The 20,665-nt window shown below is 63.7% G+C and carries 21 protein-coding genes; 14 read left to right on the forward strand and 7 right to left on the reverse strand.

What is annotated here, in order from left to right:
- Positions 1 to 212: 212 nt before the first annotated feature.
- The 4 genes from NUH88_RS16145 to NUH88_RS16160 all read left to right on the forward strand — a co-directional run bounded on the left by NUH88_RS16145 (position 213) and on the right by NUH88_RS16160 (position 4,440).
- The gene (locus tag NUH88_RS16145; protein WP_257767422.1) at positions 213 to 1,364 is read left to right on the forward strand and encodes a TRAP transporter substrate-binding protein; all 1,152 of its coding nucleotides are present in this window, start codon (positions 213 to 215) and stop codon (positions 1,362 to 1,364) included.
- A gap of 77 nt (positions 1,365 to 1,441) precedes the next feature.
- Positions 1,442 to 1,993, forward strand: a complete 552-nt coding sequence (locus NUH88_RS16150) for a TRAP transporter small permease (RefSeq protein ID WP_257767423.1) — start codon at positions 1,442 to 1,444, stop codon at positions 1,991 to 1,993.
- A 33-nt stretch (positions 1,994 to 2,026) separates the two neighbouring features.
- A complete protein-coding gene (locus tag NUH88_RS16155) occupies positions 2,027 to 3,310 on the forward strand; it encodes a TRAP transporter large permease (RefSeq protein ID WP_257767424.1) in 1,284 nt (427 codons plus the stop codon).
- Positions 3,311 to 3,363: 53 nt separating this feature from the next.
- Positions 3,364 to 4,440 carry a tartrate dehydrogenase gene (locus tag NUH88_RS16160; RefSeq protein WP_257767425.1) on the forward strand — a complete coding sequence of 359 codons (1,077 nt, stop codon included), beginning with the start codon at positions 3,364 to 3,366 and terminating at the stop codon, positions 4,438 to 4,440.
- Positions 4,441 to 4,465: 25 nt separating this feature from the next.
- Here NUH88_RS16160 and NUH88_RS16165 read toward each other — a convergent pair whose 3' ends face one another.
- Entirely contained in the window at positions 4,466 to 5,305 is an 840-nt protein-coding gene (locus NUH88_RS16165) for an amidohydrolase family protein (protein WP_257767426.1), read from the reverse strand.
- A 334-nt stretch (positions 5,306 to 5,639) separates the two neighbouring features.
- On the opposite strand from NUH88_RS16165, the gene NUH88_RS16170 reads away from it, so the two are divergent.
- Positions 5,640 to 6,128 carry a peptidase associated/transthyretin-like domain-containing protein gene (locus tag NUH88_RS16170; protein ID WP_257767427.1) on the forward strand — a complete coding sequence of 163 codons (489 nt, stop codon included), beginning with the start codon at positions 5,640 to 5,642 and terminating at the stop codon, positions 6,126 to 6,128.
- Positions 6,129 to 6,133: 5 nt separating this feature from the next.
- On the forward strand, positions 6,134 to 6,748 hold the full coding sequence (locus tag NUH88_RS16175) for a ferric reductase-like transmembrane domain-containing protein (RefSeq protein ID WP_257767428.1): 615 nt from the start codon (positions 6,134 to 6,136) through the stop codon (positions 6,746 to 6,748).
- Here NUH88_RS16175 and NUH88_RS16180 read toward each other — a convergent pair.
- Positions 6,745 to 7,038, reverse strand: a complete 294-nt coding sequence (locus NUH88_RS16180; protein ID WP_257767429.1) for an AzlD family protein — start codon at positions 7,036 to 7,038, stop codon at positions 6,745 to 6,747. The two genes, NUH88_RS16175 and NUH88_RS16180, sit on opposite strands and share 4 nt — an antisense overlap.
- Positions 7,031 to 7,723, reverse strand: coding sequence for an AzlC family ABC transporter permease (locus NUH88_RS16185; protein ID WP_257767430.1), 693 nt, complete (start codon positions 7,721 to 7,723; stop codon positions 7,031 to 7,033). Before NUH88_RS16185 ends, NUH88_RS16180 begins: the two co-directional genes overlap by 8 nt.
- Between NUH88_RS16185 and NUH88_RS16190 the strand changes: the two genes are divergently transcribed.
- The 4 genes from NUH88_RS16190 (at position 7,722) to NUH88_RS16205 (ending at position 11,646) form a co-directional block, all read left to right on the forward strand.
- Complete coding sequence (locus NUH88_RS16190; protein ID WP_257767431.1) at positions 7,722 to 8,375, forward strand: helix-turn-helix domain-containing protein; 654 nt, start codon at positions 7,722 to 7,724, stop codon at positions 8,373 to 8,375. The genes NUH88_RS16185 and NUH88_RS16190 overlap by 2 nt on opposite strands.
- 69 nt (positions 8,376 to 8,444) lie before the next feature.
- Positions 8,445 to 9,011: a helix-turn-helix domain-containing protein gene (locus NUH88_RS16195; RefSeq protein WP_257767432.1), complete on the forward strand. Its 567-nt coding sequence runs from the start codon at positions 8,445 to 8,447 to the stop codon at positions 9,009 to 9,011.
- Positions 9,012 to 9,067: 56 nt separating this feature from the next.
- A complete protein-coding gene (locus NUH88_RS16200; protein ID WP_257767433.1) occupies positions 9,068 to 10,252 on the forward strand; it encodes an MFS transporter in 1,185 nt (394 codons plus the stop codon).
- 140 nt (positions 10,253 to 10,392) lie between these two features.
- Complete coding sequence (locus NUH88_RS16205; RefSeq protein WP_257767434.1) at positions 10,393 to 11,646, forward strand: MFS transporter; 1,254 nt, start codon at positions 10,393 to 10,395, stop codon at positions 11,644 to 11,646.
- A 15-nt stretch (positions 11,647 to 11,661) separates the two neighbouring features.
- Here NUH88_RS16205 and NUH88_RS16210 read toward each other — a convergent pair whose 3' ends face one another.
- The 4 genes from NUH88_RS16210 to NUH88_RS16225 all read right to left on the reverse strand — a co-directional run bounded on the left by NUH88_RS16210 (position 11,662) and on the right by NUH88_RS16225 (position 16,520).
- Positions 11,662 to 13,170 carry a tripartite tricarboxylate transporter permease gene (locus NUH88_RS16210; protein WP_257767435.1) on the reverse strand — a complete coding sequence of 503 codons (1,509 nt, stop codon included), beginning with the start codon at positions 13,168 to 13,170 and terminating at the stop codon, positions 11,662 to 11,664.
- Between the two features lies 1 nt (position 13,171).
- Complete coding sequence (locus tag NUH88_RS16215; protein WP_257767436.1) at positions 13,172 to 13,666, reverse strand: tripartite tricarboxylate transporter TctB family protein; 495 nt, start codon at positions 13,664 to 13,666, stop codon at positions 13,172 to 13,174.
- Between the two features lie 78 nt (positions 13,667 to 13,744).
- A complete protein-coding gene (locus tag NUH88_RS16220) occupies positions 13,745 to 14,734 on the reverse strand; it encodes a tripartite tricarboxylate transporter substrate binding protein (protein ID WP_257767437.1) in 990 nt (329 codons plus the stop codon).
- A gap of 64 nt (positions 14,735 to 14,798) precedes the next feature.
- The gene (locus NUH88_RS16225; protein WP_257767438.1) at positions 14,799 to 16,520 is read right to left on the reverse strand and encodes a thiamine pyrophosphate-binding protein; all 1,722 of its coding nucleotides are present in this window, start codon (positions 16,518 to 16,520) and stop codon (positions 14,799 to 14,801) included.
- Between the two features lie 149 nt (positions 16,521 to 16,669).
- Between NUH88_RS16225 and NUH88_RS16230 the strand changes: the two genes are divergently transcribed.
- From NUH88_RS16230 to NUH88_RS16245, 4 genes are all read left to right on the forward strand, one after another.
- Positions 16,670 to 17,353 carry a GntR family transcriptional regulator gene (locus NUH88_RS16230; protein ID WP_257767439.1) on the forward strand — a complete coding sequence of 228 codons (684 nt, stop codon included), beginning with the start codon at positions 16,670 to 16,672 and terminating at the stop codon, positions 17,351 to 17,353.
- Between the two features lie 16 nt (positions 17,354 to 17,369).
- Positions 17,370 to 17,984, forward strand: a complete 615-nt coding sequence (locus NUH88_RS16235; RefSeq protein WP_257767440.1) for a flavin reductase family protein — start codon at positions 17,370 to 17,372, stop codon at positions 17,982 to 17,984.
- A 135-nt stretch (positions 17,985 to 18,119) separates the two neighbouring features.
- Positions 18,120 to 19,514 (forward strand): class II fumarate hydratase, encoded by a 1,395-nt coding sequence (gene fumC / locus NUH88_RS16240; RefSeq protein ID WP_257767441.1) that lies wholly within the window; start codon positions 18,120 to 18,122, stop codon positions 19,512 to 19,514.
- Positions 19,511 to 20,656 (forward strand): alpha-hydroxy acid oxidase, encoded by a 1,146-nt coding sequence (locus tag NUH88_RS16245; protein WP_257767442.1) that lies wholly within the window; start codon positions 19,511 to 19,513, stop codon positions 20,654 to 20,656. Before fumC ends, NUH88_RS16245 begins: the two co-directional genes overlap by 4 nt.
- Positions 20,657 to 20,665 lie beyond the last annotated feature (9 nt).

Genomic DNA, 20,665 nt, shown 5'->3' on the forward strand with positions numbered 1-20,665 from the left:
GAGCCAAATACAATAATGAAATACTAATTACGTAATTATCAATTTGTAAGCAATTGTCTAATGCTGATTGTTCTCGGTTTTTGAAACTGGGAACGTAAACCGGACGGGCATTCTGCAAGGCCGAAGACTGTGTCCGGATCAAAAACGAACGGGTAGGCGCCCGGTCTGAACAGGATCAGTCCTGGAGCAGGTCGGGCAGGAGAGGAGACAATATGTCGACGACATCAAGTCGTATTACTGCCGTCTTTGCGGCAACCCTCGTTGCCGCGGCGACCTCTATGGCCGGTGCCGCGGAGCCGGTGAAACTGCGCTGGGCATCGGATCACCCCGGACCGCCGCACCCGGCCGGGATCGCTGAAGTCTATTTCGCGGAGCAAGTGGAAAAGAAAATCCCGGGAAGCAAGGTGCAGATCTTCTGGGCGAAATCGCTCTATACGATTCCGCAGGGTGTCAAGGCGCTGACCCAGGGTAATCTTGAGGTTCTCACCGGGCAGTTCGGCAAGACGTCGAGCGTCGAGCCGTTGGCGAATGTGGTTCTCGGCGCCGGTAAACTCTCCACTGTCGGCGCGATCGACTCTGTTCAGAAGACCAAGACCTTTCAAGATCTGGCGGCGCACTTCGACAAGGTGCACGACATCAAGTTCATGGGCGCTGGCCATATGAGCATGTATATGGGCGCCGGTGCGGTGGAAGGACGATTGATCGAGCCGTCTGATTTCGCCGGAAAGAAAATGCGGTCCATGGGGCCGGCTGAAAACGCCCTGTTGGGTGCGCTCGGCGCGAACCCGCAGGCAATGTCGTTCGGCGATGTTCCGCCGGCGTTGCAAACGGGCGTGATCGATGGGCTCCTGACGTCGCTTGGCGGTTTCAATGCAACCAAGGAGCAGGCCCCGTACTTCACGGTCGCCGGCCTCAACGGCATTGTCGGTGACTATTACTGGTTCGGCGTCTCTAACCGTTGGTGGAGTCGACTCTCCAAAGAGCAGCAGGACGCGCTCACTGACATCTTCGAGAACGACTTCATTCCGTTCCAGCGGGCCGTGAACTATTGCGCCGACAAGCGTACGCTCGAGAAGTTCATCACGACGGACAAGTCGGCGCCGGGCATCTACGTGATGACGCCGGAAGAATCCGCCAAGATCAAGAAGGCGGAAGGCGGCGCCACGAACGAATGGATCAAGAGCAAGGTCAACGACGTCGGGGACAAGCTCACCGATCAGTTTACGGCGGAAGCCCAGGAGATGGTCGCGGCCAACCCGCCGGGCTCGAGCGCGCTTGAGAAGACCAACTGTGCCGACTACGAAAAGTACTTCGCGATGTATGCGAAGGGCACCGAGCTGCATAAAGCCAAGAACCGGAAATAGCACCCACGCTGTTTGGCGAAGGCGAGGGGCCGCGGATGCGTCGCGGCCCCTCCACTCTCTAACGGGACGTTACCGACATGGACGGTTTTCTGGCTTCCTCGCAGCGCGTGAAGGCTGCGGTGCATCTGGTGCTCGGTTGGATCGCGTCGGCTCTGTTGCTCGTGCTGACGCTTTTCGCGCTGCTGGAGATCGTGAGGCGTTACATCTTCGGTGTCGTCTTCGAGTGGGGGCAGGACGGTATCATCGTCGGCATGGTTTCTGCGGTGGCACTGTATTTCGGCGTGACCCAGATACGGCGTGGCCACCTGGTGATGAGTGCCATCGTGCAGCTACTGCACGCCCGGGGTTTCTACCGGACGATCGGTCTCCTCAAGATCTTCGTCTCCGCGGCAACCGCTGTCTTCTGCGGGGCGGTGGGCGTTACCGGCTGGTCCACGCTGAGCTACGCGTGGGCGCGCGATCTCACGACCTACAGCCTGCTGATCCCCCAATGGCCATTCTATCTGATCCTGATGTTCGGCTTTCTCATGATGGCCTTCGTCGCCTTCCTCCAGATGATCGAGGACATGATCAGTTACGCGCGCGGTGAGCATGCCGACGGCGCGATCGAATTCACAACCGATGTCTGAGCGGACATCGGGCGAAAAATCGGAACCCACATCGTGATCTGGCTTGCTTCAGCGTTATTCGCACTGCTTCTCGTCGGCGTGCCCATCGGCATCTCGCTCGCGGGATCGACCGCCATCATGGTGATGTTCGACGACTTCCTGTCGTTCAGCACGCTGTTCGAGGCATTTTACATCTTCGTCAGCAAGTACACCCTGATTGCCATTCCGTTCTTCATCTATGCCGGTTTCCTGATGGAGAAGACCGGCCTCGTCCGCGGGCTTTTCAATTTCGCGGATGCACTGATCGGGTGGGTCCCGGGTGGCTTTGCCTATGCGACCTTGATAGCGGCGGTGCTGTTCGGGGCTATCTCGGGCTCGTCCACCGCGATGGCCGCTGCGATGAGCGTCATTGCCTATCCCGAGATGATAAAACGCGGCTATCCGAAATGGATGGCGGCGGGGGTTATCGCGTCGGCCGGCGGGATTGCGCTGCTTATCCCGCCGAGCATCACGCTGATCCTGTTTGGTGTGATCACCGAGGTATCGATCGTAGACCTGTTCTTCGCTGGAGTCGTTCCCGGCCTCATGCTCGCGATCAGCGATGCGATCATTATCGTGGCGGTTTCGGTCTTCGTCGTGAAGCTCCCGGCAGGGACCTTCAATCTCGAGCAATGCTGGAAGGCGTTCCTGGACGCGCTGCCGGCGCTTCTGATGCCGGTCCTTGTTCTGGGCGGCCTCTATGGCGGCGTATTCACGCCGACCGAAGCGGGCGCGGCGGCGGCTTCCTATGCGCTCGCCTACGGGGCGATCTTCAAGCGCAAAGAGTTTTTCGCCGGGCTGATGGATGTCACCCGCCGGACGATGAACCTGACGGCGATTGTGTTCTTCCTGCTTGGCTGTGTGGGCATATTCCAGTTTTTCCTCGCCAACATGGGCTGGCCGCAGGAGATCGCCGCCTGGGCGGGCGATCTCGGCCTTTCCAAGTTCGCCTTCCTGTTCGCGCTCATGGCGACTTTGCTGGTCCTGTCCATGTGGCTGACAGGAGCCGCGATTCTTGTGCTGACGGTGCCGATCTACTTCCCGGTCGCGCTGTCGCTGGGCGTCGATCCCATTCATCTCGGCATTCTGACGGCCCTCTGTATCGAGATCGGCAGCGTCATTCCGCCGGTCGGGCTCAATCTCTTCGCCGTCAGCGGCGTGACGGGACTGCCCGTGACACAGGTGATCCGCGGGTCATTCCCGTTCTGCATCTCGGACACTGTCGTGCTGATCATCGTGCTGCTGTTCCCGATGCTGGCGCTGTGGCTGCCGGGACAGTTGATCACCTCCCACTTCTAGTGACCTGAACAACAACCGAACGCATTGCCGTTCACTCAATGAAGGAGCCTTGAATGCGCGAATACACCATTGCGGCCGTCCCTGGGGATGGCATCGGCGGTGAAGTCATCGACGCCGGGACCCGTGTACTCCATGCCGTGGCTGCGCGAGACGGCGGCTTCAGGCTGAAGGTCGAGGAGTTCCCTTGGGGGACTGACTATTACTTCAAGACCGGGAAGATGATGCCGGACGATGCGCTCGACACGCTGAGAGCGTTCGATGCAATCTATTTCGGATCGGCTGGCGATCCGCGCGTTCCTGACCATATCTCGCTCTGGGGCCTGCGGCTCGCGATCTGCCAGCCGTTCGACCAGTATGCAAATGTCCGTCCTGCGCGGCTTCTTCCGGGCGTCAAGGGACCGCTGAAAGGCGTCGGGCCGGATGATCTGGACTGGGTGATCGTCCGCGAGAACTCGGAAGGCGAATATGCAGGCGTCGGCGGGCGCGCACATACCGGCTTGCCCGAAGAGGTCGGCATGGATGTCGCCGTCTTCACGCGAACCGGCGTCGAGAGAATCCAGCGGTTCGCCCTGGACCTAGCCCGGGCGAGGCCGCGCAAGAAATTGACCCTGGTGACGAAATCGAACGCGCAACGCCACGGCATGGTTTTCTGGGACCAGGTGTTCGAGGATGTCCGGCGAGACTATCCGGACGTGGAAACCGACAAGATGCTGGTCGATGCCATGACCACCCGCATGGTCCTCGACCCGAAATCCCTGGATACCATTGTCGCCACCAACCTTCACGCGGATGTACTTTCCGACCTGGCGGCGGCGCTGACAGGCTCGCTCGGGATCGCCCCCACAGCCAATCTCCGGCCGGAACGGGACGCTCCCTCAATGTTCGAGCCGATCCACGGGTCCGCGTTCGACATCATGGGGAAGGGGATTGCCAACCCGATCGGCGCGTTCTGGACGGCGTCCATGATGCTCGCGCATCTCGGGGAGCCGGACTCCGCGGTTGCACTGATGAATGCCGTGGAGCGGGTCACGGCCGAGGGAAGAGTGCTGACGCGCGATCTCGGCGGCGAGGCGACCACCGTCCAGGTAACCGACGAGGTTCTGGCCGCATTGGACGGGCGCAACGCCTGACGGCCGGCCGGCCGCCGCTGCCGGGTCAAAACCGATAGAGCGCCGCGGGGTTCTCGAAGAGAATCCTGCGTCGCGTTTCGTCCGACGGGACGGATCGCAGGAAGTCGGCAAGCAACTGTTCAGTGTCGACATCCCTGAATGGTTGGGCCACCAGTCGTGTCTCCGGTGTACGTTTCGACGGGGGGTGCGGCCAGTCACTGCCCCACAGGAGACGCTCCGGGTTGGCGGCGACGAACCGTTCGGTCAGAGCGTGCGCGGTCTCCGCGGTTCCGATCAGGCGATACGCAGCCGACATTTTCACCCAACAATGGCCCTCCGAAAGCCGCTGAATCAGAAGCTCGAGCGTCTCCGTGTCCTCGACCGACAGCAGCCCGAAATGGTCGACCACCAAGGGCGTGGGAAGTTCCGCCGCCCGTTCAAGGACGGCCTGGAGGTCGGCGCCTTTGAGCAAGACCTGTACGTGCCAACCGAGATCGGCGACACGCCTCGATGCGGTAAGCACTTTTTCTGCGACAACCTGCGGTGAGAGGGCGCTGGTGGAGACGTTGTTGACGCGCACCCCGGCCACACCTTTCGAACTCCAGTCCCGAAGCTCCTGGTCTGTTTCGGTTCCGCGGATTTTGGCTACAGCGCGGGCTCTCGGGCCAAGCACTTCCAGGCCTCGGAACAGGCGTTGGTTGTCACCGTGGACGCTCGCGTGAACGAGCACGATCCTTTCCAGCCCCAGTTTAGCAAGCATTCGGCGCGCGTCGGTCTCGCCGGCATCGCTCGGCGTGTAGGCGCGCTCGACCGCATAGGGAAATAGGTCGGCTGGACCGAACAGGTGTGTGTGGCAATCGGTAGCGTTTCTCGGCAGTTGATCCATTGATTCTCGTCCAAGTCGATCTTCGCTGCGTGGCCGGCAGCATCACTGGCGCGCTATCGAGCCGTATTTGAGCCAGTGCCACACTCGCACAATCACACGAGAGACTTACCTACACCTTTGAGAAGGTAAGTTTCTCTTTCGCCACTATAGTTTTCGCAGCACATGCTTTGTTTGTCCGGTCGTGCGCCGCGTGGATGTCACATATCCGTGATGCCAGTTCTTGCGTGCTTTGTCTTATCGGGCTTCGGTCTCGCAAGCGTTGAACTATATGGTTCGATATTGGTTGCGATTGTTAGATCGCATGAATCCGTCTCACCTATTTGGAGATTTTGGTATGACCGTTCCGTTGCTTACGCGTCGTGCACTGCTCGCCGCCGGCGGGGCTGCAATGGTAAGCTCCGTATCCGGACTGTTCGCACCGGCCCGGACTGCGGGTCTAGCGCCGACGCCCTCAATGCGCGGCGGCTCCAACAATTACATTCCCAATGCGCCGATCGTCGAACGGATCGGTGGCGGCGGGTTTTGGATGTCGGGGACCGTGCGCCGGGCGGGCGACGGGGCGCCGCTTGCGGGGCAGCGGATCCAGATCTGGGCCCATACGACCGAAGGCTACGAAAGCGATCCCGAGAGCCACGGCGCGACGCTGACGGACGATAACGGCGTGTTCCGTCTCGAGATGCCGCAGATCGTCCCGGCTTTCGGCCAGCCGCATGGGCATCTCGCCTATGACAGCGGCGATTTCGAGACCGTTTTTCTGCGGCCCGTCATGCGGAGCTCGAAAGATACCAGCCTGGAGGCACATTTCGTCCTGACGCCGGCCTGAGCAAGGTGAGCGCGAAGGGCACCAGCCCCATCAGGCAGGTTCTGGTCTGGGGCGCGCTCGCGATTGCCATTCTGGTGCCGCTCGGCGCCGCGGCGCTGAGCCCGCAGCTCGCCTGGCGGGGACCGGTCTATATCTCGGCCGGGTTCGCGGGGATCGTGGCGATGGCATTGCTGCTCGTCCAGCCGCTGCTGGTCGGCGGCTACCTGCCGGGGCTTTCCGCGCGGCGGGAGCGGCAGATCCATCGCGTCACCGGAGGCGTTCTGGTCGCGGCGGTGATCTTTCACGTCGCGGCCCTCTGGGTGACCAGCCCGCCGGATGTGATCGACGTGCTCCTCTTCAGATCGCCGACGCCTTTTTCCACCTGGGGCGCGATCGCGATGTGGGCGGTTTTCGCCGCCGCGCTGCTGGCGGCGTTACGGCGGCGGCTGAAATTGCGGCCGCGGAGCTGGCGTCTCGCTCACAGCCTTCTCGTCTCCGTCGCCGTGCTCTGCAGTGCGATGCACGCGCTGCTCATCGAAGGCACGATGGAGACCGTGTCGAAAGCGGGGCTCTGCGCGCTGACGGTGCTGGCGACGGCGAAGGTGATCGCCGATCTCCGGATCTGGAGCGTGCGGCCCTAGAGTACCTGCCGCGCGAGCCAAACGGCGGCAATCCCGGCGGCCATGGTCAGCGGCAGGTTCCGCGTTGCGAGCGCGACCGCGATAGCGGCGCCTGCCGCCACCCAGTCGGCCGGACCTCCCTGCACGAGGATCACGGCGACCAGTGCCGATATCAGGCATCCGGGCAGGGCCGCGAAGGAACGGGCCCAGGCGCCCGTGGCGGGCAGGCGGGCGCCGATCAGATAGCCGCCTAGTCGGATTGCATAGGTCCCGAAGGCGAGGCCGGAGATCAGCTGCCAATGTTCATTCATGACGCGCCACTCCCGCGGTAACAGCACCGGCTATCCCGCCGCAGGCGAGCGCCCATGACGGATCGATGGGGGCAAGCAGCGCTAGTCCGCCTGCCGCTCCGACCGAAACCAGCCAGGGGCGTGCGTCCTCAGCACCGCGACAGAGATTGCGCAGGATGGCGATAAAGGCGGCAGTGAAGGCGAAGTCCATGCCGATGGAAACCGGGTCGGGCAGGGCGCCGGCGAAATCGGCTCCGGCCATGGTCGCGGCGATCCAGACCGCCATCAGGCAGGCGCCGCCGCCCATCAGGTACCAATAGCCGGCGGCGTTTCCCTTCGCCCGCGTCGCATGCATCAGGGCCCAATTCTCATCCGTCGTCAGATGCACGCCGAGCAGGACCTGCCAAAATGGCCGCCCTGCGAACTCCGTCCGCAAGGACGCGGTCATCAGCAGGATGCGGAGATTGAGTGCCAGACCGGCGGCGATTGCTCCGAAAGTCCCGGCGCCAGCGACCAGCCGTTCGGTCGCGACGATCTGCGAAGAGCCGGCGAAAACGAAAAGCCCCATGGCTCCGGTTGAGGGCGCTCCCATTCCGGCTTGCGCAGCGAGTAGGCCGAAGGCGAGGCCGTAGATTGTGACACCGAAAGCGAGTGGCGCGATATCTCGGACGCCGCGCGTGAATTCGTCGAGCGTTGCGGGGGGCATGTTCAGCCTGCTGGTATTTCGAACGTCGTTCGATATAATGAACGGACAATATTTTGTTCGTCAACAAGAACGATTGATTTTTATAATGAACGACGACGTGAACCCCGGAGATCTGATTGCCGAGGCCATTCGCCGCGAGCGGGAGCAGGCGCACCTGAGCCTGTCGGCTCTGGCTGCCAAGGCGGGGCTCGCAAAATCGACGCTCTCGCAGCTTGAGGCGGGCAAAGGCAATCCAAGCATCGAAACCCTCTGGGCCATCGCGGCGGCACTGGGCATTCCGTTCAGTTTCCTCTTCGAACATGCGGCGCCGCGAAACCTTCTGATCCGTGTCGACGAAGGCGAGGCGCTTGTGGCCGACCATGCGGATTTCACCGCGGTTCCGCTGAGCAAGTGCCCGCCGGGACACCGCCGGGACCTGTACCGGATTACTCTTTCCAAGGGTTCGCCCCGCGCGGCGGAACCCCATCCGCGGGGCACGCTGGAACATGCCTTCGTCGCGAGCGGTTCGGTACGTCTCGGTCCGATGGATGCGCCTGCCGAGCTCGGGCCGGGGGATTATTACGCCTATCCGGGCGATGTGGCGCATGCCTATGAGGCGCTGAGCGACCGGGCGGTCATCCTTTTGGCGATGGAGAGCCCCGGCGCGGGGTGATCTACTCCGGGTTTTTGCGCCGCGCCTGCCGCTCATGTAAAAAGAGCTTGGCTTGTCGCGAGGCGATGCATGAGCAAGACAGAGATTGCAGCGAGCATACCGCGCGCGCCCAGGTACCCCCTGAGGCGCCTCAGGCTCCACCGCGGCATGAAGCAGAGCCATCTCGCCGAACTGCTCGGGGTGGCGCAGACCACCGTTTCACGTTGGGAAACCGGCATGCTGGAAATGCCGCCCCCCTTTATCGCGGCGGCGCAGCGGCTTCTGGCGATGCCGCCGGGCCCTACCCAGGACAGCGCGCTCCGGCGTCTGGTCGAGGCTTCGAGCCTGAAAGTTCACCTGATCTGCGACCGGACGCACCGGTTGCTCGCAGCGTCGCACCCGCGGCAGGCGGACTGGTCGGCCGATACGACCGATCTCACCGGAAAGTCCATGCTGGTCTATGCCTCGCCGGAGATCCTCGCCGCGGAAAGCGGCCTGGACGCGATGGGCTGGCACGAGGGCGGGGCCGCATCGCTCGTCGTTGAGACCGGGGCCAATACCAGCAGTGTCGTCCCGATCCTTCCGAGCCGCATTCTCTGGGAGCGAGTGACGCTCGAGGACGGCACCGCCGGGCGAGTCGTCACCACGCTCGAATAACGGCGCGCATATTTTATGCGTGGCCCTGCAGGAGCGTGCCCGCTTAGTTTCCGGCCATGAAAGACTCTGCCGAAACCGTGCGGTATTGGCCGCATATCCTTCTCCTCTGGCTCATGGGGCTGCTCGCGGCGGCGCAGCTCGGCAAGATGTCGGCCCTGCTTCCCCTGCTCAGGGAGGATCTCGGGATATCCCTGGTGGCGGCAGGATGGCTCGCTTCGCTACTGGAGGCGGGCGGCGCCGGTCTCGGCCTGGCCGCGGGACTTCTGATTGGGCGGCTTGGCAACCGAAGCGGTCTCGGGTTCGGGCTCCTGTTGCTTGCCGGCGCCGGCCTCGCTGAGGCGCTGGCACAGGATCTGGCCGCGCTTGTCGTGCTGCGGCTTGTCGAGGCCGCCGGATATGTCCTCATCGTCATTGCCGCACCGAGCATGATCGCCGTGATCGCGCCGCCGTCCGCGCGGGGACCCGCCTTCGCGCTTTGGAGCACTTTCGTACCGGCGGGGCTCGCGCTCGGCGTGGCGGCGACCGGCAGCGCTCTTGCCTGGATGACGCGCGGCGAGATCTTTCTTGGCTGGGGACTGCTCGTGGCAGCTGTTGCCGCCGGTTGGTTCGGCTTGCCGCGAGGGCAAAGGCCCCCCACCGTCAGGCTGGCGCTTCCGGGCCTTCGTGTCTGGCTGCTGACGGCGGGATTCGGCTGTTTCACCGTCGGTGAGGTCGGAATGCTGGCCATGCTGCCAACGTTCCTGATCGAGGAGATGGGGCTCGCATCCGGCGCGGCCGGAGCGCTTGCCGGTGCGGCCTCGCTCGCCACTATGGTGGGGAGTTTCGCCGCCGGATGGGCGCTCATCCGCCGTTCCGGCCGGAATTCGGTGCTGCTGCTTTCCGCGATCGGCTTGCTGGCCGCCGCCGCTTTTACGCTGCCGATCTTTCTGGCGCCGGGCCTCAGCTTCGGATTGCCCCCGGTCCTGCTCGCCGGAGTGGGGGCGGTCGCCGCGAATGCATTCGTCGGGCTCTATCCGGCTGTGGTTTTTGCCCGTCTGCCGGATCTGGTTTCCGGACCGGCCGGGATCGCCTCGGCGAACGGCGTGATTACACAGTTCGGGGCCGGCGGGGCGCTGATCGGCCCGCCACTGGCGGGCTTCGTTGCCGCGAGCTTTGGCTGGGGGACGGTGTCGCCGGTGCTGGCCGGGTGCTTCATCGCCGCCTTCGCCCTCACACTGTGGGCCGAGGCCCGTAATTCATGAGCCGTCTGCCCGTCATTTCCGTACTTGCGGTCAAGTAACCGACGTCAGCGCTTTGCGCGCGCCGGCCGGTCGGGTACTTTCCCGATGTCGCCGTGGACTGCGCGGCGCCGAACCCGTCTCCAATCTAGGCACATCATCAAATGAGCGTTGCGTCCATCCTGGCGGTGCGTGAGGTCGACAGCCCCTACGCCTGGTTCCGCCTCTCCATGTCGCTGCTAATCAGCATGATCGGCGGTGTCGGTCTCTGGTCGGTGGTGGTGACGCTGCCCGCGATCGAGGCGGATTTCGGCATCGCTCGCGGCGATGCCTCGCTGCCCTATACCGTGACAATGGTCGGTTTCGCGATCGGCGGGATCCTGATGGGACGTCTCGCGGACCGGTTCGGGATCCTGATGCCGCTGCGTTTCGGCGCCGTCGCGATGGCGCTCGGATACGGGCTGTCTTCCCAGGCGGCAACTCTTTGGCAGTTCGCTCTGTTGCAGGGGGCGCTGATCGGTATGCTCGGCAGCTCCGCCAGCTTCGGGCCGGTGATCTCCGACATCACCCACTGGTTCCAGCGCCGCCGCGGCCTCGCCGTCGCCATCGGGGCGAGCGGCAGCTATCTCGCGGGAACGGTCTGGCCGCCCGTGATCGAACATTTGGTCAATCTCTATGGCTGGCGCGATACGCATCTGATCATCGCTGTGGTCTGTCTCTTCACCCTGCTTCCGCTCTCGGCCGCGCTCCGCACACGTAGCCCGGAACTGCCGGCCGCGTTCGGAACGAAATCGGCCGCGCCGGTGCAGGAGAATGAAGAAATCTCTCTCAGGGGGCCTGTCGTTCAGGGACTGCTGCTGCTCGCGGGCCTCGCCTGCTGCGTCGCGATGGCTATGCCTCAGGTCCATATCGTCGCCTACTGTGGCGATCTCGGTTACGGAACGGCGCGGGGCGCCGAGATGCTCTCACTGATGCTTTTTACCGGGATTGTCAGCCGGCTCACCTTCGGCTGGATCGCCGACAAGATCGGCGCGCTGCGCACGCTGATGTTGTCGTCGTTCCTGCAGGGGCTGTCGCTGCTGCTGTTCCTGCCTTTCGACGGGCTGGTCTCGCTCTATGTAGTCTCCGCGCTCTTCGGTCTCGCGCAGGGAGGCATTGTGCCGACCTATGCGCTCGTGGTGCGACGGGTCTTCCCGGCGGCGGAGGCTGGGACACGGGTCGGGCTGGTGCTCTCGGCGACCCTGCTCGGTATGGCGCTCGGCGGCTGGATGTCGGGAGCGATCTACGATCTCACGCTCTCCTACGACGCGGCCTTCCTCAACGGCGTCGCCTGGAACGTACTGAACCTCAGTATCGCCTTCTTCCTCTGGTTCCAACTGGACGGGAGACGGCCGGCGCGCGCCGCCGGCGCGGCCTGACCTCAGGCGCCGAAGCTAGCCTTCCCGGCGCGCCCTGAGCGTCGGGCGGACGCGGAGCAGCCAGACGAAGAGCCCGGTCAGAACCAGCAGCGCTGCGCTTGCCGGGCTGGTCAGGAAGATCATCGGGTCGCCTTCCGAGACGATCAGCGAGCGGCGCAGGAACTCCTCGAAATAGGGGCCGAGGATCACCCCCATGAGGGCCGGGACGACCGGATAGCCGAACACCCGCAGCAGGAAGGCCAGCACGCCGATCGCCAGCGCCATCCACATCTGGAAGAACGAGAAGGAGGAGGCATAGACGCCGACCATCGAGATCATCGCGATGAACGCATAGAGCAGGCCGCGATTGATCTGCGAGAGCCGGAGATAGACCGGTCCGAGGGCGATGACCGAGACGAAGACAAGGATCGAGGAGACAAAGAGAGCCGCGAACATCGGTGCGATGACGCCGAAATTGCTGCCGAGCAGGGCCGGGCCCGGGACGAGTCCGTGGATCAGCAGGACGCCGAAGATGATCGCGGTCACCGCGTCTCCCGGAATGCCCATGGTGAGAAGAGGGATCACCGCGCCGCCGCACATGGCGTTGTTCGCGGCCTCGGAGGCTGCGAGGCCCTCGTAGGAGCCGTCGCCGAACTTTTCCGGCTTGCGCGCGCCGCGCTTGGCCTCCGCATAGGCGATGAAGGAGGCCATGGAGGCGCCGCCGCCGGGCAGCATGCCGATCAGCACGCCGATGATGGCGCTTTTCGTATAGGTGACGATGCCCACCTCGCGGATCCGTTCGCGGCTCGGGAGAAAGTCGCGGCGTCGGGGGCGCGCGACGGCCGCGACGGCCTCCGCCTTTCCGAGCGAGGACGGCAGTGCGGCCTGGGCGATCAGTTCGCAGACTGCGAAGAGGCCGATTACGGCCGGCAGCAAGCCGATCCCCTCGATCAGATGGTAACTCTCGAAATCGAACCGGCCGACCGGCACCATCGGATCGATGCCGACCGTGGAGATCATCAGTCCGATGGCCATCGCGGTCGCGGCCTTCAGCAGCGAGCCGGAGGCGACGATGGTCACCGTCACGATGGCGAGCAGCACCAGCGAGAATTTGTCGGGCGTCTGGAAAAGCAGGGCAAGCGCGCTGACGGGCTGGGCGAGGGCGATCAGGATGACAGCTCCGACCAGTCCCCCGATGGCGGAGGAAAAGGCGCTCATGCCGAGCGCCTGCGGGCCCTCGCCGCGCTTCATCAGGGCATGTCCGTCGATCGTCGTGATCGCCCCGGACGGGGCGCCCGGAATATTGAGCGTGATGCCGGTGATCGAACCGGAATAGATCCCGGCCATGTAGATCCCGGCGACCATCACCAGCGCGTTGGAGACTTCCATGCCGAAGGTGAAAGGCAGCAGGAGCGCGATGGCGAGCGTCGCGGTCAGGCCCGGGATCGCGCCGAACACGAGGCCCAGCAGGAAGCCGCCGATCAGATGCAGAAAGGTGAGGGGATGGATGAGCGCAAGGAAACCGTCGGCGATCTGGGCAATCATCTCAGAACTCCCAGACCGGCAGGTAAAGCTCGAACACCTTCACGAAGAAGAGCCATCCGAACACGGTGACGCCGAAAGCGACGATCGCGGCGAACAGCGCTGACGAGCGCCAGGCACCGCTCCGTTCGTAATTGAAGAAGAGGGCGATGAGAAAAGTGTAGAGGAAGGCAGACACCAGATAGCCGAGATAGAAGAAGCCGACGATGAAAAGCACGGTCAGCCCGGTCGCGACCAGCGGTCCGGCGATCCTGATGTTCGGAATATGCTCGGACGTTGGCGAACCGGAGCGCTCGCCGGTCCCCGCGCGGAACTCGGTGATGAGGATCCGGGCCATCGCCAGGTAGAGGAAGACGCAGAGGATCGAGGGCAGGAAAGCCGGACCCGGCTCGCCCGAGGCGAAGGGTGGATCCATCTGCAGCACCTGGCTGGCATAGATTGTGTTCAGTCCGGCCAGAAGGAGAGCGAAGAGGATCTGGCCGTTCAGCATTCTGTTCATCTTGAAGACCCTCTCGCCGACAGATCCGCCGCAGGTGTGGCGCCGGGAGCCGCGTGAGCGACGTCCGGCGCCAGTCCTTTATTTCTTGAGGATGCCCGACTGTACGAGCTCGTCGATAAGCGCGAAGGCCTTCTTCTGCGACGCCTCGATATAGGCCGCGGTCTCCTCCGCATTCATCCAGACCGCGCCCATACCGGTATCCGCTGCCGCTTTCTGGAAGTCAGGCATGTCGAAGACCTTGGCGAAGGCGGTTTCCAGCGTCTTGCGCTGTTCGGCATCGACGCCCGTCTGGGTGGCAATCAGGCGGAAGCTGCCCCAGACCACATCGTAGCCCTGCTCCTTGAAGGTCGGAACGTCGGGGAAGAAGTCGGACCGGGTGTCGGACATCACGCCGAGCACGCGCGCCTGACCGGATTTGACCGCGGCGAAGGCGGCCGAAATGCTGGTCGAGGCGGCATCGGTCTCGCCGGAAAGCAGGGCCTCGCGCTGCGGGCCGGAGCCTTTCGGATAGGGGATGTGCTGGACGTCGATGCCGGCCTGCGCAGCGAAATCGAGCGCGGGCAGGTGCCAGACGCCGCCGGTGCCGACATTGGCGATCTTCAGCGTTCCCGGCGCCGCTTTGGCGGCCGCGACGAACTCTTCAAGGGTCTTCCAGGGGGCGTCCGCCTTCACGATCAGGGTCGTCGGATGCACCGTGACCGAGCCGAGGAAGGCGAGCTGGTCGGTGTCGTAGCCCGGGACGAGCTTGTAGTAGGGGACCGTGATCACGCTGTCCCAGGTCAGCGACCCAATGGTGTAGCCGTCCGGACGGGACTTCATCAGGCGCAGGGTGCCGACGCCGCTCTGCGCGCCGGTGACGTTCTGTGTGTTGATACCGACGCCGAGCTGCTTCTCGGCATAGCTCATGAAGGTCCGCATCACCGTGTCGGTGCCGCCGCCGGCGCTCCACGGCATGATGTGCATGATGTCCTTGCTCGGGTAGTCGGCCGCATTGGCGGAACCGGCAAGCGGCACGGCGATGGCCGCCGCTGCGAGCAGCGCCGTGGAGAATTTTCCGAAGAGTTTCATCTCAGTCCTCTCTGTTTGAGATCAGGGGTGGCAGGTGGCGCGTTGCCCGCGCCCTTCGTGATTGTCAGGTGAAGTAGGGAAGATTCTTGGACTTGGCGGCGCGGACCCAGGACGGGACGAAGGGAACGATCTTGTCCTGCGAGGGGACACGGATCTCGATGAAGTTTGCGCCAGGGTGGGAAATGGCTTCGCGAAGGACAGGCTCGATCTCGCTCTCGGAGGTGATCCGGGCGGTTCTGAAGCCGAAACCCTCGGCGACCTTGATGTAGTCGACGGCACCGAAATCGGTCGACCAGGGTTCGTCGACATCGTCGAGCAGGATGGCCTCGCCACGGATCCAGCCGTAATTGTCGTTCCGGGTCAGGATCACGGTGTGGTTCTTGCCGCTGCGCTTGATGGTCTCGAAATCGCCGAGCACGAAGGCCAGAGAGCCGTCGCCGGTAAAGGAGATCACCGGCCCGTCATTGGCGAAGGAGGCACCGATCCCGGCCGGGACTGAGTAGCCGAGCGCGCCCATCGAGTAATTCGTGATGTAGCCGCGCCCGGCCTGCTTCAGGGACAGGAGCGCGGAGGGGTAGATCGCGCTTACGCCCGGCTCTGCCGTGACGATCGCGTCGGGCGGCAGCATGGCGTCGAGCGCCTGGGTCAGCTTGACCGGTGAGACCGTGCCTCCCGGCATCGGGATGTTCGAGTTGAACACATTGTCGAGCGCCGTGCGCTTGACCTGGGTGAGATCAAGCGTCTCGCGCTCCAGATCGGGATGCTTGGCCCGGACCAGCTCGACCATGTATTCCAGGGACGCGCGCGCATCTCCGACCAGCCCCACCTTCAGCGGGAAGTTGTTGCCGACATGGGCCTCGGCGATATCGAGATGGAGGAAGGCCTTGGACTTCGGATCGCCGTAGAGCTTCCAGTGATCGGTCGAGCTGGAATCGGTATTCGTGCCGATGAAGAAGACGGTGTCCGCATCCTTCAGATAGGCGTTGGAATAGTCCATGCCGCCGCGTGCGCCAATCACCCTGAGCGAGAGCGGGTGGGTCTCGGCGATCGCGCCCTTGCCCGGCGTCGTCGTCGCGACCGGGATCTGCAGCAGTTCGGCAAGTTCGGTCAGGATGGCGGAGGCGCGAGAAATCAACGCGCCCTGACCGCAGACGATCACCGGCTTTTCCGCCGCGAGCAGGACCTCTATGGCCTTTCGGATCTTGCTGTGGTCTGCCACCGGGCGATGCGCCGGATAGTGCCGGTATTCGGGCTCGGCATAGAGATCGTCGAGGTCCGCTTCCTCGTGGAAGATGTTGATAGGCACCCGGATATGGACGGGCGCCGGACGGCCGGAGGTCGCCACGCGGAAGGCGCGGCGCAGCATGAAGGGAATGTCCTTCACGTTGGTCAGATAGAAGGATTCCTTGCAGATGCTGTCATAGAGCGCCGTCTGGTCGACCCCGGTCAGGCCGTGCTTCTTGTCCTGGTTCACCGGGATGTCGGAGCTGAAATAGATCACTGGAACGGAGCTGAGAAAGGCTTCGGTCAGGCCGGGGGTGCAGTGGGTGACGCCGGGGCTCGGCGCCTCCAGTACGGCCGGGCGCCCGGTGATCTTGGCATAGGCCTCGGCGGCGAAGGAGGCGGTGCGTTCGTCACGGGTCAGGACGAACTCGATGTTCGAATGACGGCGCCACTCCTTGTACCAGCCGATCGTGGTCTCGCCGGGCAGTCCGAAGACATGCGACACGCCATGGAGCTCGAGCATCTTAAGGATCGCCTGAGCGCCGTTCATCGTACTTCCCACCGGAAGGCTCCCTGATTAGGATCGCGAAGCAGAATGCAAAGCTGTATACAGAATGATGCACAGCCCTAAATACGAATCAATTGTTTTCTTGCGAACAATCTCTAGAGTGGCTGCGATTAATGCCGCGTAACCGACAGACCGTTGAAAAAATGACAAAAACAGAAGGAACGGTGGAACGGACCTACCGTCTGCTGAAGGAAATGGCGACCAACTACGCCTTCAAGCCGGAGTCGCGGCTGAACGAGAGCGAACTCGCCAAGCAGCTTGAGACGAGCCGGACGCCATTGCGCGAGGCGCTCAACCGGCTGGTGGCGGAGGGGTTCCTGACCTCAAGGAGCGGACAGGGGTTTTTCTGCCGCTCGCTGACGCCGCCGGAGATCATGGACCTCTATGAGGCGCGGGGAGCGATCGAGTGCGAGGCCGTCAAGCTTGCCGCGCTCCGGGCGGATCCGGCCGAGGTCCGGGAGCTGGAAGAGTTTCTGGAACAGTCGTGCGGGGAATACCGGCCCGGGACGCCGCCCGAAATCCTGGTGAAGCTGGACGAGGAGTTCCATCTCCGGCTCACGGCGCTTTCCGGCAATGCCGAGATGGTGCGGATGCTGGAGAACATGAACGGCCGCATCCACTATGTGCGCCTGATCGACCTGAAAGCGCTTTCCGAGCGCGACGGCCCGGACGTCGTCACGACCGACCCGCACAAGCGGATCCTGGACGCGGTCAAGCGGCGCGATCCGGATGCCGCGCAAGAGGCCATGCGCGCCCATATCGAACGCCGCCTTGAAGCGATCACCCAGACCGTCCGCAGCGCCTTCGCGCAGCTTTACGCCCCCTGAACGGGAGACCTCGCCGATGAAGAGTTTCGATCTCGCCGGCCTGTCGGCGTCAGACGCCTACAAGCTGATGCGCAACGTCGTCACGCCGAGGCCGATCGCGCTGGTGACGACGGTTGACGAGGCGGGGGTGGTGAATGCCGCGCCATTCTCCTTCTTCAATGCCATCGCCTTTGATCCCTGCATGGTCGTGCTCGGCCTCGAGGCGCGGCCGGACGGCTCGCCGAAGGACACCTCCTGCAATATCCGGGCGACGCGGGAATTTGTCGTCAACATGGTCGACCGGGCGATGGCGGAGAAGATGAACCTCTGTTCCACGCCTCTGCCGCCCGGGGAATCCGAAATCCCGCTCTCCGGTTTTACCACCGCACTGTCGGAGCAGGTGGCGCCGCCGCGTATCGCCGAGGCGCCCGCCGTGCTCGAATGCACCCGGCACACGACGCTGGAACTCGGCAACCGGCGGGAGATCGTGGTCGGCGAGGTGAAAAGCATCGCGGTGCGCGACGATCTGCTGCTCAACGAGGAGAAGCTGCATATCGATCATGCGGCGCTGGATACGATCGCCCGGCTTGGAGCCAATTTCTATGCGACGAGCCGCGACACCTTTGAGATGGTGCGCCCCGACGGGCGTTAGAGCTTGCGCGCGTAGCCGTCTGCGGGCATTGAGAACACGAGAATGATCCGCCGTCCAAGGCGGACGGGCGACTCCACAGAGCAATGCTGGTCTCAACCGTAACCCGGCCCACATGGAGCTGACGGAGGACCGATCATGACCGAGACACGTACCGAAACCGACACGATGGGCGAAATGTCCGTACCCGCGGACCGCTATTGGGGCGCCCAGACTCAGCGTTCGCTGCAGAATTTCAAGATCGGCGGCGAGCGCATGCCGGCCGCGCTGATCCGAGCCTTCGCAATCCAGAAGAAAGCGGCGGCGCTGGCCAACATGGCGCTGGGCACGCTCGACGCGAAGCTCGGCAAGGCCATGGTTGCGGCAGCGGACGAGATCGTCGCGGGTAAGCTCGACGATCATTTCCCGCTGGTTGTCTGGCAAACCGGCTCCGGCACGCAGACCAACATGAACCTGAACGAGGTGATCTCGAACCGGGCGATCGAACTGCTCGGCGGGGAAATAGGCAGCAAGGCGCCGGTGCATCCGAACGATCATGTCAATCTGGGGCAGAGCTCCAACGACAGTTTCCCGACCGCGATGTCGATCGCGGCGGTGCTGGAGATCGAACGGGAGCTGCTTCCGGCGCTGGAAGCGTTCCATGCGGCGCTGAAGGCGAAGCAGGAGGAGTTCGCGGACATCGTGAAGATCGGCCGCACGCATCTGCAGGACGCGACGCCGGTCACGCTCGGGCAGGAGTTCTCCGGCTATGCGCGGCAGATCGAACTCGGAATCGAACGGGTGAAAGGCGCGTTGCCGCGGTTGCGCGAGCTGGCGCAGGGGGGGACCGCCGTCGGCACCGGCCTGAACGCAGCCCCGGGTTTCGCCGAGAGCTTCGTCGAGCAGGTGCGCGAGATCACCGGCATTCCCTTCATCAGCGCGGTCAACAAGTTCGAGGCGCTGGCGGCGCATGACGCGCTGGTCGAGATGTCGGGCTGCCTCAACGTGCTGGCTGCGAGCTGTATGAAGATCGCGAACGACGTGCGATTGCTCGGCAGCGGCCCCCGCAGCGGCCTCGGCGAGCTGCAGCTTCCGGCGAACGAACCGGGTTCCTCCATCATGCCCGGCAAGGTGAACCCGACCCAGTCGGAGTCGCTGACCCAGGTCGCGGCCCAGGTGATCGGCAACCACGTCACCATTACCACGGCCGGCGCGACCGGGCATTTCGAGCTGAACGTCTTCAAGCCGGTGATGATCTACAACCTGCTGCAGTCGGTCCGTCTGCTGGCCGACGGCACTCGCAGCTTCTCTGAGAACTGCGTCAAGGGGATCGAGGCGAACGAGGACCGCATCCGCCAGCTCATGGAACAGTCGCTGATGCTGGTCACCGCCCTCAACCCGCATATCGGCTACGACAAGGCGGCGCAGATCGCGAAGAAAGCTTTCGCCGAGGGTACCAGCCTGAAAGAGGCGGCGCTTGCGCTCGGTCACCTGACCGAGGCTGAATACGATGCTTGGGTGCGGCCGGAGAATATGGTCGGGGAGGAAAAATGAGACTGACGGACTGCCACAATTTCCAGGATTTCCGGAAGCTCGCCAAACGGCGGTTGCCGGGCCCGATCTTCAACTATATCGACGGCGCCGCCGACGACGAGGTGACCTACCGGCGCAACACGGAGAGTTTCGAGCGCTGCGATCTGGTACCGAACATCCTGCGCGGGGTGGCCGATATCGACATGTCGGTGACGGTGATGGGGCAGAAGCTGGAAATGCCGATCTACTGTTCGCCGACGGCCCTGCAGCGGCTCTTTCACCATGACGGCGAACGGGCGGTGGCGGCCGCGGCGGCGAAGTTCGGCACCATGTTCGGGGTCTCCTCCCTCGGCACGGTCAGCCTGGAGGAGTTGCGGCGCAAGCACGACAATCCGCAATGCTACCAGTTCTATTTCCACAAGGACCGCGGCCTGAACAAGGCGATGATGGAGCGGGCCAAGGAGGCCGGAGTCCAGGTCATGATGCTGACCGTGGACAGCATCACCGGCGGCAACCGGGAGCGCGACCTGCGCACCGGGTTCTCCATTCCGTTCCGCCTGACGCTCGGCGGCATGGCGCAGTTCGCGATCAAGCCGATGTGGGGGATAAATTACATCACCCACGAGAAGTTCCGCCTGCCGCAGCTCGACGAGCATGTGGATATGAGCGGCGGCGCCATGTCCATCGGCCGCTATTTCACCGAAATGCTCGACCCGTCCATGACCTGGGACGATGTCGCCAAGATGGTCGAGCTCTGGGACGGGCAGTTCTGCCTGAAGGGCGTGATGTCGGTGGAGGATGCGAAGCGGGCGGTGGAGATCGGCTGTACCGGCATCGTGATCTCCAACCATGGCGGCCGCCAGCTCGACGGCTCGCGCTCGTCGTTCGACCAGCTCGCGGAGATCGTCGACGCGGTCGGCGACAGGATCGACGTGATCATGGATAGCGGCATCCAGCGCGGGACCCATGTGCTGAAGGCGCTCTCGATGGGGGCAAAGGCGGTCGGCGGGGGACGCTTCTACCTCTATCCGCTGGCGGCCGCCGGGCAGGCCGGGGTCGAGCGTGCGCTGACCCTGATGCGGACGGAGATCGAGCGCGACATGCGCCTGATGGGCGTCAGTAGCGTGGCGGAGCTGTCGCGGAAGAACCTGGCATTCCGCTGAGGATGCGGG

This window comes from Nisaea acidiphila (genome assembly GCF_024662015.1).
Taxonomy (GTDB): Bacteria; Pseudomonadota; Alphaproteobacteria; order Thalassobaculales; family Thalassobaculaceae; genus Nisaea; species Nisaea acidiphila.

What these genes read in the sequence shown, in the direction of transcription:
- NUH88_RS16150 (WP_257767423.1), top strand. Translation starts at nt 1,442, where the DNA reads ATGGACGGTTTTCTGGCTTCCTCGCAGCGCGTGAAGGCTGCGGTGCAT.
- NUH88_RS16190 (WP_257767431.1), top strand. Translation starts at nt 7,722, where the DNA reads ATGTTCAGCCTGCTGGTATTTCGAACGTCGTTCGATATAATGAACGGA.
- NUH88_RS16180 (WP_257767429.1), bottom strand. Translation starts at nt 7,038, where the DNA reads ATGAATGAACATTGGCAGCTGATCTCCGGCCTCGCCTTCGGGACCTAT.
- NUH88_RS16145 (WP_257767422.1), top strand. Translation starts at nt 213, where the DNA reads ATGTCGACGACATCAAGTCGTATTACTGCCGTCTTTGCGGCAACCCTC.
- NUH88_RS16220 (WP_257767437.1), bottom strand. Translation starts at nt 14,734, where the DNA reads ATGAAACTCTTCGGAAAATTCTCCACGGCGCTGCTCGCAGCGGCGGCC.
- NUH88_RS16200 (WP_257767433.1), top strand. Translation starts at nt 9,068, where the DNA reads ATGAAAGACTCTGCCGAAACCGTGCGGTATTGGCCGCATATCCTTCTC.
- NUH88_RS16185 (WP_257767430.1), bottom strand. Translation starts at nt 7,723, where the DNA reads ATGCCCCCCGCAACGCTCGACGAATTCACGCGCGGCGTCCGAGATATC.
- NUH88_RS16195 (WP_257767432.1), top strand. Translation starts at nt 8,445, where the DNA reads ATGAGCAAGACAGAGATTGCAGCGAGCATACCGCGCGCGCCCAGGTAC.
- NUH88_RS16160 (WP_257767425.1), top strand. Translation starts at nt 3,364, where the DNA reads ATGCGCGAATACACCATTGCGGCCGTCCCTGGGGATGGCATCGGCGGT.
- NUH88_RS16210 (WP_257767435.1), bottom strand. Translation starts at nt 13,170, where the DNA reads ATGATTGCCCAGATCGCCGACGGTTTCCTTGCGCTCATCCATCCCCTC.
- NUH88_RS16245 (WP_257767442.1), top strand. Translation starts at nt 19,511, where the DNA reads ATGAGACTGACGGACTGCCACAATTTCCAGGATTTCCGGAAGCTCGCC.
- NUH88_RS16235 (WP_257767440.1), top strand. Translation starts at nt 17,370, where the DNA reads ATGAAGAGTTTCGATCTCGCCGGCCTGTCGGCGTCAGACGCCTACAAG.
- NUH88_RS16205 (WP_257767434.1), top strand. Translation starts at nt 10,393, where the DNA reads ATGAGCGTTGCGTCCATCCTGGCGGTGCGTGAGGTCGACAGCCCCTAC.
- NUH88_RS16215 (WP_257767436.1), bottom strand. Translation starts at nt 13,666, where the DNA reads ATGAACAGAATGCTGAACGGCCAGATCCTCTTCGCTCTCCTTCTGGCC.
- NUH88_RS16170 (WP_257767427.1), top strand. Translation starts at nt 5,640, where the DNA reads ATGACCGTTCCGTTGCTTACGCGTCGTGCACTGCTCGCCGCCGGCGGG.
- fumC (WP_257767441.1), top strand. Translation starts at nt 18,120, where the DNA reads ATGACCGAGACACGTACCGAAACCGACACGATGGGCGAAATGTCCGTA.
- NUH88_RS16230 (WP_257767439.1), top strand. Translation starts at nt 16,670, where the DNA reads ATGACAAAAACAGAAGGAACGGTGGAACGGACCTACCGTCTGCTGAAG.
- NUH88_RS16165 (WP_257767426.1), bottom strand. Translation starts at nt 5,305, where the DNA reads ATGGATCAACTGCCGAGAAACGCTACCGATTGCCACACACACCTGTTC.